A 13,944-nucleotide genomic window follows, 5' to 3' on the forward strand; every position below is an offset into this window, starting at 1 on the left:
GCCTTGATTTTTTGTTGGTCTGAGATAATTGATTTTCTTCCCATAAAAAATAGCTCTCCTTATAGTAAACAGTTTTATTATTTAACTGTCTACCATAAGGGGAGCATATCATAATGGCTTCCCTTAATTCATATTATTTTTTTAAATATAATTTCACATCAAACTATAAATAATATATTGTTTCAGTGGAGTTTACTTCTAAACCTTCTTATGTACACTTTTGCATCCTTATATTTTTTATTTCAATAATTCGTCAAACTTGAAATTCAATAAATCATGTGCCCTATAATTAGCCTTTACATTTTTTGCCGCAAATCCCACGCCCATAACTTTCATACCACCTGCTAAAGCCGCTTCTATTCCTGCATCAGCATCTTCAAGCACTAAGCATTCTCCAGGTATTACTCGAATCTTTTTAGCTGCTAATAAAAACACTTCCGGATCTGGTTTGCTCTTATTTATGTCATTCCCATCTGATACTGCATCGAAATAACTCCCTAACCCGATTTTTTCCAATATAAAAGGTGTATTTTTACTTGAGGAACCAATAGCAATTTTTATTCCTCTTTCTCTCAAAAACTCCAATACCTTTATAACTCCGGGCAATATGTCCGTAGGTGTTAGACAATTTAACATTTCTCTATAATAATTATTTTTTCTCCCTGCAAGTTCTTCTTTTTCATTCTGATTATAAATCTTTTGAGATTTTTTCAAAATTATTTCCAGGCTCTCCATTCTGCTTACTCCTCGAAGACCCTCATTTATTATTTTATCAAAATAAATTTCTTCCTCATCAGCCATCTTCTTCCACGCTTGATAATGGTATTTATCTGTGGATACTATAACTCCATCCAAATCAAAAATCACTGCTTTTATACTCAAATTAATCACCTCTTATTTATACTCTTCATTTTTATTCTACGCTTATTTTAATTTTGTTTAACTTAATATCAAGCTTATCCAATATCTCAGATGCTATAATCAAGAATGGTTTTGTAGACAATTCTCTTATAGATTCATGTCCTACTTTTTTTAACAACTCACTTGATAACAGTGCAATTTGTGGCAAATACTCTATAACCACTTTCTTGGCCTCTTCATTTGCAAGTATTTCAATCATAGGCATTTGTGTACTGTAACCTTTAATATAATCTTCTTCAGGCATATAATAAAACTCCCAGGTTCCGCTGGTTAGGTCAGCAATTACAATTTTGCCACATTGACTTGCACAAATATTTGCTTCTTTAAGAGGCTTACCGTTTACCCATACGTTTTCAAGTTTAGCATTTGGTAATTCAAGTGTAGCTGTAGCATTAAATGGGATTATAAATTTAAACTTTAGATCTCCTTTTTCATCTAATTCCCACTGGCTTTCATATGTTCCTACTGCAGAATTTAGACTAGCTTTTACATATTTTAATCTATAGTCTGGTTGTGGAGCTAATCTCACCTGTCTAAATCCGGGTTTATCTTCTACTGGATTAATTCCAGCCATATACCTATACATCCATTCAACTATTGACCCATAAGCATAGTGATTCAAAGAATTCATATCGGTACCACTTATCTTGCCATCTGGCAATACAGAATTCCAGCGTTCCCAAATTGTTGTTGCTCCCATTGTAACTGCATACAACCAACTTGGATAATCCTTGTTTAATAACAATGTATAAGCTAAATCATTGCATTTGTTTTCCGATAGTACTCTACATAAATATGGTGTTCCAACAAATCCAGTTTTCAAATGGTTTTTATCATGTTTTAACTTTTTACGTAAATCATTTGCTACCCTTTCTTTATGTTCTTTTGGAACTAAATCCATAAACAATGCAACTATATATGCAGTCTGTGTATTAACAGTTATACGTCCATTTTTGCTAAAATATTCATCTATAATTGCAGTTTTTACTTCATTTGACAAAGCATCATATTCTTTAGCTGATTTTTCATCCCCCAATACCTTTGCAGCTTTAGCAACCACCTTCGAAGAATAGCAATAGTATGCCGAGGCTATAAATTGTGTATCTGTTCCCCCAGTTGGTAAATTAGGATTATCGCCATCAAGTGCTAACCAATCCCCAAAATGAAAACCAGTTGTCCAAAGTCTTTTTCCCCCTGAGGATGTATCCTCATTTTTAATATAATCTACCCAAGCTTTCATGCTTTTAAATTGCTGCTTCAAAATAGATTTATCACCATAATGCAGGTACACATTCCAAGGTATAACCGTAGCCGCTTCTCCCCAAGCACTAGATCCGCCCCCTTGTACATTTACGGCTGGTACTACCATTGGAACCATACCATTTCTATCCTCTTGTTCTTTTGCAAGATCATACCCATATTTACTGAAAAACGCATAACTATCCATATTAAAACAGGCAGTTCCCGAAAATACCTGGGCATCACCTGTCCATCCCATGCGTTCATCTCGCTGAGGGCAGTCCGTTGGTACATCTAAGAAATTTCCCTTTTGTCCCCATAATGCATTTAGAAACAATTTATTAACTAAAGGATTACTAGTTTCTATGTGGCCAGTTTGCTGCATATCAGAATACAATACACAACCAGTAAAATCGTTAGCCTTAACTTCTCCCTGCCAACCACTAACTTTTACATATCTAAATCCGTAAAAAGTAAAGTGTGGTCTTACAACAGCCTCGTCACCATTTGCTATATATTTGTATTCTGCTTTAGCTGTTCTAAGATTATCTCGATAAAAATTACCTTCTTGAAGAATTTCTCCAAATTGCAACTTTATTTCGGTACCCTTTGGAGCCTTAGTTTTAAATTCAATCCATCCCACCATATTTTGACCCATATCTAAAACGGTCTCACAATCAATGGTCTTTATAACTTCTATCGGTTTTATCTTTTCTTTTATTACAACAGGTAAACTTAATCTAGCCTTTAATTTATTAAAGCCTAAGTCTATTTCATGAACATCATAAACTGCTAAATCATTAAAAGTAGCATCATAAATTTCACCATCATAAATGTTGCTATCTAAGATATTGCTTTTTCTAGATTTCCATGTATTATCTGAATTTATAATGGCGCTTGTTCCATCCGTATAATTTATTATAATTTCACATAAAAGCGCAAACTTATCACCATATATTTCACGTGTATTATCTTCAAAACCAAATCTACCTTTATACCACCCATTTCCTAGAAGAACATTAACTGAATTTTGACCTTGTTTAATTAACTCTGTAATATCATAAGTTTGATATTGTAACCATTTATTATAAGCATTAAAATGTGGTGTAAAATATTCTTCACCTGCTTTAACACCGTTTATCTCCATTTCATAAAGACCTAACCCACAAACATAGGCACGTACAGATTTAACTTCCTTTGATACAGGAAATTCTTTAATTATCACAGGATGTACATTTTTATCTATTTCTGGTGTAATCCACTTTGCACTCCAATGTTTATCAAGTTTCGCAGTTTCAAACCAAGCAGAGTCACTTAATGCAACATCTCCATTATCAGCCCAAACTTTAACACGCCAGTAGTAACGAGTATACGCTCCAAGTTCTATAGTTACCTCATAAGCAAGACTATCAATTTCCTTACTTTTACCACTATCAAAAATCATACAAGCAAAATCTTCATCTAAACTTATTTGAATTTGGGCTGCAGTTTGTTTAACTCCTAGCGTTTCACAAGTAATAAATGATAAACGAGGTTTTCCAAGATCAAACCCTAAAGGGTTTATTATATGATTCGTTTTCATATTAATTATTTTCAAATTTTAACACTCCCTTATAGTTTTGCATTCCATAAATTACAGAAAGGATCTACTGGATTTTTACCCTTAAATTCTGATTTTCCTGTGATTTTATCTATTATAGCCTGTACCACATATTCATTAGATGAATATGCGTTTATATAAGTTTTCACCATTGGTACATCAAATAAATGATATGGATTTGCTGTAGATATAAACATCGTTGGAATTTCCTTTACAAACCAAGGTGCATTTGCAGCCATTGGTTGAGCCCAGTTTATTCTCACTGTGGTTTGATTACTTGCAGTTTCTATATTGGCTACATAAAGCATCAAATCATACTTTTCCTTTAGCTCATTAACACTCCCTGTAAACACTTCTCTAAAATCTAATTTTTTATTATCGAAAAGATAAACTTCAAATCCTGCATTTTCTAGACCTTCAATTAAATTAGCAGTTACTGATGCCCCCTCCTTGAATCCACCACCATTCTCTTCTAGAACATATAACCTTATTCTCTTATATTTTTCTGGACTTATTGGCAGTAACTTTTGTGTATCTTTGACTAATGTAACAGACTTATCCGCACATTCTTTTGCCCATTTTTCATGTTCTTCACATTTTAATTGTAATAAAGCTTCCTTATCAGGAACCAAAGTACCTTTTGCCTTTTGTTCATGCAGCTTAAGTGAAGCTTTTAAGGCAAGGATTCTAGTTACAGCTTCATCTAACCTTTCTAATGTAAGTATCCCCTTCTTTATTCCATCCATCATAAATGCAAAGTCTTCTCCAATATTTTTATTGAACAAAAACATATCGCAGCCTGCTGCAATTGCTTTTGGAACTGCTACTTCTCTTTTCTCTGCACTAGCGAAGCCAATCATTGGTGTAGCATCAGTCACAATCAAACCATTAAATCCTAACTTTTCACGAAGTAAAGTTCCAAGCAATTCTTTTGACAATGTAGCCGGCATTATATCTTCATGCCTTATTCCTGGAATAAGTTTTTTTGTATACTCTGGCAGCATTATATGTCCTACCATTACCGTTTGAGCTCCAGCTTCTATCATATTTTTATAAACCATACCAAATGTATCATCCCATTTTTCTGTAGATAAAGAATTTATGGATGTTAAAAGATGATGATCCCTCTCGTCGACTCCATCTCCAGGAAAATGTTTTATAGCTACTGCAAGTCCACTCTCATTTATTCCACGCATATACTCTTTTGCCATCTTTAGCACTCTATAAGGATCTGAGCCATAGGTTCTTACATTAGTAATAGGATTTCTAAAATTCATGTCTATGTCTATAATTGGTGAAAAAGCCCAATTGCAACCTACTGCTCCTCCTTCTCTTCCACAAACCAAACCTAACTTATATGCCATCACCTCATTATCTGTTGCTGCAACCTGCATTTGTTTTCCATAATAAGTGCCATTAGTGCAAATGCCGTTTCCACCTGCTTCTAGGTTAGCCGCAATCAGCAGTGGAATATTAGAATTTTCTTGTAAAAATTTATGTGTTTCCTGCATAACTACTCCATCGCAAGGTCTGTACATTATTCCTCCGGGCTTTATTTTGCTTAGTAATGCTTTTAATTCTTCTTTGTCATCTGTTGTTCCAATAGGGCAAAATAGCTGTCCAACTTTTTCTTCTATGCCCATGTCCCCCAATGTATCTTCTACCCATTTAATATCTTCATCCTTTAAATAAAAAGGTTTAACTTTCAAATTAATCATTTGGGATCACTCCTTTTTCCATATTTATCGTATTGCAATTTTAAATTCTTTAGCTATTTCATCAATACAATCTTGTGCTTGTGGGTATATACCAATTTTATCTATAAAAGCATGGTCTATCCCATTATATCTTATTAACTTTGTAGGCACTTTATCTCTTATAAGTTTTCTAGCATAGGCTTCAGCTTCTAATGTCAAATAATCATACTCAGCAGTTATAATTAGAGTTTGTGGCATATGTTTTAAGCTACTAGAAATCAGTGGTGATACATATGGATTGCTTATCTCTTCTGGATTGTTAACATATAAAAGTGAAAGTGGTGGAAACTTTTTTATTCCCATTACAGCATCTTCTATAAGTTCATAATTATTTTTTATATTATAGAGTTTTATATCAAACTCATAATCTTCTATTTTATCTTCCGATAAGTTCAGTCCTGGATATAAAAGTGCTTGAAATTTTATCATCTTCGTTCCCAGATCTCTATCCATCATAGAACATACCGTTGAATAATTACCTCCTGAACTATCTCCTGAAACTCCAATATTATTACAGTTCACATTCAATTCCTTTGAATTTTCATAAAGCCATTTTACTGTATCAAAACAATCATGCAACCCTTGTGGAAACCTATATTCAGGGCAAAGTCTGTAATCCACAGATACCACAACTCCTTCAATCTTTTGTGCTAAATATTTACACGCATTTTCTACAGTTTTTGTACTTCCACCAAAGAAAGCCCCTCCATGAATGAATACTATAGCGGGCATACTTTCATTTTTATTTGAGGTATAAACTCTTAAAGGTATATTCCCGTTTCTTCCTTGTATAATTTTATCAGTTGCATCTATCCCTCTTGATATATCAAAATTTAAAGAACCCATGATAGATCTTATAAACTCAACAGGTATATCTCCAGTGCTCTTAGGTGGTTCGATATTAGACATATCTTTCATGTTCTTTGCATTATCTTTCAATTTTTCTTTTACCCTAGGATCAAGATCTCCATCTATATCAACATCAGGTATATTTTTTACTAGCATATCAATACCATGTATATTTTTAATTTCTTGCTTTTTCTGTAAAAGTGACACCAATTTGTCTTGTTCATATTTATTATACATAAAAAAAATCTCCTCCTCTTTTTATGCTTTATTTAGTCCATTACTTTGAGCAATCTGTCCTAAAAAATGTGCACTTTCCTTTACAATTCTTTGTTGAGTGGAACGATCTACTCCGATAACACCAAAATGCATATTATACCCGAAAGTCCACTCAAAGTTATCAAATGCACTCCAGTAAATGTACCCCTGTACATTTATTCCATCATTAATGCAAGATTGTACCCCTTCTAGTGCTCTCTTAATATATTCTATACGTCTTTCATCGTTCTTCGTTGCAATCCCATTTTCAGTTATAATAATTGGTATATCAATATCCATTGCTACCTTTCTTATAGCTCCTGCCAATCCTTCTGGATAATATTCATATCCACACTCTGTTACTTCTACATCATCATCTAGCGGAATTTGACCATTGGGTCCGTATATTTCCCGTGTGTAATTTTGTATGCCAAAGAAATCATCACCTTTGATTGCATCTAAATATTGTTTGAAATATTTATTCCACGTTTTCTCTGCGTGTTCTTCTCCACCTTCTACAGATTGTACATCAGGAAGGGCTAATGTTAATCCAACTTTTGTATTAGGATTAATCCTTTTAATCACTTCACGTGCCTTACGATGTGCATCTTTTATAATATTTATAGATGCCTTATCAGATGCCATATGAAAAGTAAAATAGTTATCCAAAGTTGTGCCACAAGCTCTCGCAGCAGACTCTCTCCATTCTGGAGCAGTCCAGGATTTAGCTTCTATTCCTACAGGAGGTATAAAGTTAAAATTAACGAATAACTCGTGAAGCATAACTGGCAGATTTACTTCATTCATTGTTAAAGCATAAGGGATTAATTCACCAAGCTCCTTAAAAACAACTTCACAGTATTTAGCAAATCTATCTGCAGTACTTGGATTTGACCATCCTCCAAGTCTCATTAACCAACGAGGTGAGGTAAAGTGAAACATTGTTACCATCGGAGTTATTCCATATTCATGGCAAACCTTTAAAACATCTCTATAATGTTCGATTTCGGATTTAGAATAATATCCTGCTTCAGGCTCTATTCTTGCCCACTCAATAGAAAATCGGTATGTTTTTAAACCAAGTCTAGCTAATAATTGAATGTCTTCTCTATAAAGCCTATAATGATCTACTGCATCACCTGATTTATCCGCATAAGGAGATCCTTTTGAATACTCTTCTGCCCATACATCTGAATTTATGTTGTTACCTTCTACTTGGTGGGCTGCTGTTGCAGTTCCCCATAAAAAATCTTTTGGAAATCCTTGTTTCATATTTATCTCTCCTTTTATTTATTATCCCCATTTCAATGTCTCAAGAGAATGTTTTCACTATATATAAATGATATCATAATTTTAATCTTTTCAAGTATCATAATATAATATAATAAGTATCATTTTATGCTTATTTTAAACTGCTATTTTTTATATGTTTAAAATATAGGACTATTATTAATAGATTTTGATATTATAATGAGACTAATAATTTATTTTTAAGTTAAAGTACCAATTATGATACTGATTAGTCTTGACTTTTATAGTCAAACCAATCGAAATCCACAATATTATTACTGTACTTACCGTTACTACTAGCAAATAAACCTATATATGTTCCTATAAAACCTCCTGCTACGTCTGAACTTAATATTCTTCCATCTATATTTCCTGCTAATAATTCCATCTCATTTAGAGACGATCCATAGTAGAAATTATATTCTTGGCCTTTTGCAGATACCTTTAAATAAACTGCTTCTGAACTAAAAACTTTATGTGCAAGCGTAGATTCTATATTCTCATAACTAAAAGTTGCATTTTTGAAATCAAGATTGATTTTAGCTATACATTTAATTAAACGGATAACTTTCTGTCCATTCTCTATCGAATATTCTAGCCTAAATTGATGATTATTATTTTGAATTAATGCAATTCCAGCAGTTTCGTACTCATTTTGTGTATTAAATTCCATTTTAGTACAAGCTTCAAAATTTATATGTTGTTGGCGTCGTCCTATGAATCTCGGGCTCTGAGTATTTCCTACTTTTTTATATTTTTCAAATGGACCAAATGGGGGAGGATTAATATTGTCTAACATTCCTGTTTGACTAACCTTTAATCTAAGAAATCCTGGTTTTTCTGTTAAGCTCCAGAATGATTCTTTTGGTGTACGAATAGTATTCCATTTGTAATTTAAAATTTCATTATCAAAATCATCTCGTACTTCAGATTCACTTACAAAAGAAGTTGGTAAAATAGGAATTGGATATGTAAATTCAACTTTTCCAGTTCCTGGACTTACTAATGGCCATTCATCTTCCCATATTACTGGAATTAAAAATGTTTCCCTTCCTAGATTTTTATAATCTCCCCCATAAGGACGAGATGCAAGAGCTACCATATACCATTCACCATTTTGAGTTTCTACCAAATCTGCATGACCCACATTTGAAATAGTATAACCTTTACCAAGATGGCGATGGGTTAATATTGGATTTCCTGGATTTCCTTCATAAGTTCCTAAAATATTTTTACTTCTTGCAATAGTAACTGAGTGATAATGCTGTGTACCACCTTCTGAAATAAGCAAATAGTAAAACCCATTAATTTTATATAAATGAGGGCCTTCAACAAAACTTGCATTTTTTAAAGCACCCTTCCAAAGAATATGACTTTCACCTTTAAGTTTCATTTGGTTTAAATCAATTTCTTGAAGCCAAATTTCGTGATCACCCATATATTGAGGATTTTTTGAAGTTCTAGTTCCTGTATAGTAAGTTCTACCATCATCATCAAAAAAGAGAGATGGATCAATTCCATCTGCATTCTTAATCCAATAAGGATCCGACCAAGTACCTTTAGGATCCCTTGCAGTTACAATAAAATTTCCTCCATTACTCATATTTGTAGTTATAACATAAAATACTCCCTCATGATATCTTATAGTAGGTGCAAATATGCCCCCTGAATACCCTTCTCCCTCTAAATTTAACTGAGATTGTCTGTCTAACACATGTCCTATTTGTCCCCAATTCACTAGATCAGTGCTTTTAAATATTGGTATTCCTGGAAAGAAAACAAAACTAGAGTTAATCATATAATATTCTTCTCCAACACGACATATAGATGGGTCTGGATAAAACCCTGGCAAAATAGGATTATTAAAAACTTGTTTATCATTAATTTCTATGCTCATTTTATTAGACTCCTTTTAATTAAATATACTAAATTCTAAGATATACAACGAGTATAAATCTCCACTATATGCGAAGATTTATACCCTATCATTATTTATTAATCAACTAATTCTGCTTTTTCGACTGACTTTTCATTTAGTGATTTTCCTACTTCTGGTATAGGGATTACAGCTAAAGCTGAAAGCACTGAAAAACCTGCAAGTATTAAGAAGAAGAATGTATAACCGTCTCCTCCCAATAGAATTATTCCTAATGCTATACACATAGGTGCTACAAAGTTAACAAGTGCTGAAGCTAATTGTACTGTTGCATTCATAATAGCTATATCCTTACCTATATCCTCTTTCGATGGTAAAATTCTATTTACAAGAGCGTTATCAACTGCTCCATACATACCAAAACCAAAGTTAAATGCAAAGTTTCCAATCACTACTAAAGCTACAATATGTGCGAATGCAAATGTAACCAAACATACTCCAGTTATTAATGCTGATACCATTACAAATATCTTTTGTTTTTTGATTTTATCTGATAAGAATCCACCTGCAATTCCTGCTACAACCATTAACATTATTGATGGCGATGTATACGCATTAATTTTAAAAATTTCAGCTTGACCAAGATGGAATCTTGCTATATAAAAAAGAGGAAGTAAACCTAACCCCGCATTTGTAATATTTATAAAAAGTTTTGTAAGTAATGCCCAAGTATAACAAGGGTATTTCTTTACACTTGGATATAGATTTTTAAATCCATCACTAAAACTCTTTTTATTTTCTGACGATTTGTTTCCTTTAAAATGACTATCTTTAACAAGAAGTGCTGACATTATTCCACATACAAGTTGTATAATAGTAATTACAAAAAGCTTTTGTTGAATAGGTACATCAGCAAATACTCCCATTATCATCATACCGACCATAACAAAAATTGGACCTGCTGCACCAAATATCCCCGATACTCTACCAAACCTTTCTGGTTCAACTTGTTCTGGAACTAGTGAATAACATGATAAAGATACCATTCCATAAAATAATTGAACAAAACAAAATCCTAAAATTAATACTGGCATTGAAGGTGCATAAGTGATAGTAAGCATTGATATAGCACCGCCTATACTTCCAGCTATAATCCAAAATCTTCTTCTGCCCATTTTAAATGTAGTTTTATCAGCTATAACTCCCCCTAAAGGGCCTAAAATCACTATTGCTAATCCCTGAATACCTGCTGCCACGCCATACGCAGCGGTTACGTGTTCAGGCCCTACAATTCTAATAATACTAAATTGAATAAGACCAAATGTTAGTAAAACTAAAGGTGCTATTGATGTTCCTACTCCAAGAACTGCTGCTACCATTAATTTTAGAAAAGGTGTTTTCTCAAATACATGATTTTCCATATTTTTCTCCCCCGACTTTTTAATCGTTTACAAAGACACTAATAAATCATTTATTCTCTCTCCTAAATTTATCTTTCACGATACTACACTATTATTTAAAATTAATAATTGATGGCAGTTCATTTAAATGCTTTCTTAAAATTGATTGATCATATCCGTTATTTTTACATAACTCACCATAAAACTTACCACTTGTTTTTAATGTTCTTTCAAATGTCTCCCTATTTACACTAGCAAGCCCAAATGTTGGATTGTAACTTCCCCATTCCCAATTATCCATTAAGCTCCAATGAGAATATCCTAATACATCTGCTCCCATTTCCATAGCCTGATGTAGTGCTTGCATCATAGCTGCTATATATACAATTCGATATCTATCATCATTTGTAGCAATTCCATTTTCAGTAATCAATATCGGTTTATCTTTCATTCTCATTAACATTTGAATCATAATATCTGGGCAAATCTCTTCTGTAAAAAATGGAGTTTCAATTGGTTTAAACTTTGTAGCTGTATAGCAATCACTACGAAACTCTTCTTTACGCCCATCTATCATATGTCTAACATAAGTATTAAGCGCCCAATAATCACAAGTCCCCTTTACTTCTGGTACATATTTCATATCCATAAAAGGTGCTGTAATTTCCCCTGTGCGTATTGCATGGAAAAAGAATTCGTTTTCAGTGTAATCAATGTATTCTGCCATAAGCTTATCCAATTTGTCATTATAGCCTCTTTTAGGCTGTTTTTCTGAGTAAGAGTGTGCAGAACTAATAGGTTTAGAAGAATACTGTTTAATAATATGATATCCTCTAGCATGATACTGTATCATATTAAGCCTTTCACTAATTGAATACTCAAATGGAAGATTCAATTCATTTAAGACAATCCAAAAATCTACGTATTGTGCTACCTTTGGCACAATATATTCAAGAAATTCTTCCCAATCCTTCATATTATCTAATGTTCCAAAAGCTCCTTTTTTATGAAACCATACTGGATGGGATACATGATGTAATGTTAAACATACATTAATCCCCTCTTCCTTCAATCTTGATAATACTGTAAGATAATGTTTTACTGCCTCTTGATTAAAAGTTCCCTTTTCGGGCTCTAGTCTACACCATTCTATAGACATACGATATAAGGTTAAATTCATAGCTTTTAGTAATTTAATATCTTCTTCATAAAGTTCATAACTATTACATGCCATTTTCGGAAACTCATATGGAATCCCTCCAAAAGCAAATTTTGATGCTAATTCTTTATCATCATGATAAGAACAATTATTTCCCTCTATTTGAGCTCCAGCTGTTGATGCTCCCCATAAAAAATCTTTCGGGAATTTTATCTTTGGGTACTGAAATATGTCTAACAATCATCTCACTCCTTTCTTCTTTATGTAAACATTTTATCATCCAGAAAACAATCAATCCATGTACTCCTCTTATTAAAATCCGGCTTTTTTTTAGATTGTTTTTTTATATTTTATATAAATTCTATAATGTAGCTTATTTAATACAAACTGTTTTCAATTGTATTTTTATTTCCATTTTGATATACTATATTACATTAGGAAAGGATGGTAAAGTAGATGACAGACATGTATATAACTTCAGGAATGATGGAATCTAGTTCAACAAGCTCTTATTTGAAGTATAAGAACAAGAAGGGTTTTAGAGAAATCGTTATGGAAATGTATGAACAAGGAAACTATGTTACTGCAAAACCTAACTTACCCAAAGAACTATTATTGATTAATTTGTCTGACGATAAATTTTTAGATTTATTATTTCAATTACCAATTTATATAAATAGCCTTATTAAAGTTAGTTCTAATACTAAAATAGGAGAATCTGATATACTCCCAGAGAACAGCGACATTTTCGTATTTAGAAACTTCGCTTACTTAAATGATCCGATACATTCTCATAATTATTTTGAAATTTCCTATGTATTAAAAGGTAATTGCCAATTTCTATTTGAAAAAGAAGAGAGAACACTAAGAGAAGGAGAATTATGTATTATTGCACCAATGTCATCGCACAATATCATTGTTGACGATTATAATTCTATTATAATTACTATTTCCATAAAAAAGAGTACCTTTGATAGTGCCTTTTTTACGCTGCTTTCACAAAAGGATTTACTCTCTTACTTTTTCAGAACAATCCTTTATAACCAAACATCACCCAATTACCTTTTATTCTTTACTGATAATTCAGATGATATTAAGACGATAATTAAAAATTTAATCATGGAAAACTATAAAGGTGACATATACTACAACAATTGCAGTATTAGCTGGGCAAATATTCTTTTCTCTAATATCCTAAGAAATTATAGTGATACAATACAATTTTATAATTATGATATAGATAATGACTTTTCGTTAATTTTACAATACATACAGCATAACTACCGAGATCTTTCACTAAAAGCTCTTGCCAAACACTTTCACTATAGTGAAGCTTATCTAAGCACATTAATAAAAAAGAATATTGGTTTAAATTTTGTAGCCTTTATAACAAAATTAAAAATGTCCGACGCCAAAGATTATCTTATAAATACTAATTTGTCCATAGAAAAAATATCCGAATATGTTGGCTACAACTCTGTTGATCATTTTTCTCGAACTTTTAAAAAATATTATAAAAAATCACCGCAGCAATATAGAAAATCGCTTAGTTGATTTTTAATTTGTTGTAAAAATACATTATTAAAACGGTAGCTTGA

At 32.4% G+C, this 13,944-nt stretch carries 9 protein-coding genes; 1 reads left to right on the plus strand and 8 read right to left on the minus strand.

Annotated elements, in window-relative coordinates:
* Positions 1 to 237: 237 nt before the first annotated feature.
* The 8 genes from pgmB to KPL44_RS09400 form a co-directional block, all read right to left on the minus strand.
* Positions 238 to 882 (minus strand): beta-phosphoglucomutase, encoded by a 645-nt coding sequence (gene pgmB, locus KPL44_RS09365; RefSeq protein WP_216249038.1) that lies wholly within the window; start codon positions 880 to 882, stop codon positions 238 to 240.
* 31 nt (positions 883 to 913) lie between these two features.
* The gene (locus KPL44_RS09370; protein WP_253201700.1) at positions 914 to 3,757 is read right to left on the minus strand and encodes an alpha-L-rhamnosidase; all 2,844 of its coding nucleotides are present in this window, start codon (positions 3,755 to 3,757) and stop codon (positions 914 to 916) included.
* A 14-nt stretch (positions 3,758 to 3,771) separates the two neighbouring features.
* Entirely contained in the window at positions 3,772 to 5,478 is a 1,707-nt protein-coding gene (locus KPL44_RS09375; RefSeq protein WP_216249040.1) for a glycoside hydrolase family 3 protein, read from the minus strand.
* A 24-nt stretch (positions 5,479 to 5,502) separates the two neighbouring features.
* Positions 5,503 to 6,603 (minus strand): alpha/beta hydrolase, encoded by a 1,101-nt coding sequence (locus KPL44_RS09380; RefSeq protein WP_216249042.1) that lies wholly within the window; start codon positions 6,601 to 6,603, stop codon positions 5,503 to 5,505.
* A gap of 21 nt (positions 6,604 to 6,624) precedes the next feature.
* Entirely contained in the window at positions 6,625 to 7,893 is a 1,269-nt protein-coding gene (locus tag KPL44_RS09385) for a glycoside hydrolase family 1 protein (protein WP_216249044.1), read from the minus strand.
* Positions 7,894 to 8,140: 247 nt separating this feature from the next.
* Entirely contained in the window at positions 8,141 to 9,808 is a 1,668-nt protein-coding gene (locus tag KPL44_RS09390; RefSeq protein WP_216249046.1) for a glycoside hydrolase family 43 protein, read from the minus strand.
* Between the two features lie 98 nt (positions 9,809 to 9,906).
* A complete protein-coding gene (locus tag KPL44_RS09395; protein WP_216249047.1) occupies positions 9,907 to 11,208 on the minus strand; it encodes an MFS transporter in 1,302 nt (433 codons plus the stop codon).
* 91 nt (positions 11,209 to 11,299) lie between these two features.
* Entirely contained in the window at positions 11,300 to 12,586 is a 1,287-nt protein-coding gene (locus KPL44_RS09400; RefSeq protein WP_216249049.1) for a family 1 glycosylhydrolase, read from the minus strand.
* 216 nt (positions 12,587 to 12,802) lie between these two features.
* On the opposite strand from KPL44_RS09400, the gene KPL44_RS09405 reads away from it, so the two are divergent.
* Positions 12,803 to 13,900, plus strand: coding sequence for an AraC family transcriptional regulator (locus KPL44_RS09405; protein WP_216249059.1), 1,098 nt, complete (start codon positions 12,803 to 12,805; stop codon positions 13,898 to 13,900).
* Positions 13,901 to 13,944: the final 44 nt, after the last annotated feature.

Source organism: Clostridium sp. DSM 17811 (genome assembly GCF_018861905.1).
In the GTDB taxonomy this organism is placed as follows: domain Bacteria; phylum Bacillota; class Clostridia; order Clostridiales; family Clostridiaceae; genus Clostridium_AD; species Clostridium_AD frigoriphilum.

Excerpts from the sequence above, each read along its gene's own strand:
- KPL44_RS09375 (WP_216249040.1), bottom strand. The coding sequence starts at position 5,478 with ATGATTAATTTGAAAGTTAAACCTTTTTATTTAAAGGATGAAGATATT.
- KPL44_RS09380 (WP_216249042.1), bottom strand. The coding sequence starts at position 6,603 with ATGTATAATAAATATGAACAAGACAAATTGGTGTCACTTTTACAGAAA.
- KPL44_RS09385 (WP_216249044.1), bottom strand. The coding sequence starts at position 7,893 with ATGAAACAAGGATTTCCAAAAGATTTTTTATGGGGAACTGCAACAGCA.
- KPL44_RS09390 (WP_216249046.1), bottom strand. The coding sequence starts at position 9,808 with ATGAGCATAGAAATTAATGATAAACAAGTTTTTAATAATCCTATTTTG.
- KPL44_RS09395 (WP_216249047.1), bottom strand. The coding sequence starts at position 11,208 with ATGGAAAATCATGTATTTGAGAAAACACCTTTTCTAAAATTAATGGTA.
- KPL44_RS09405 (WP_216249059.1), top strand. The coding sequence starts at position 12,803 with ATGACAGACATGTATATAACTTCAGGAATGATGGAATCTAGTTCAACA.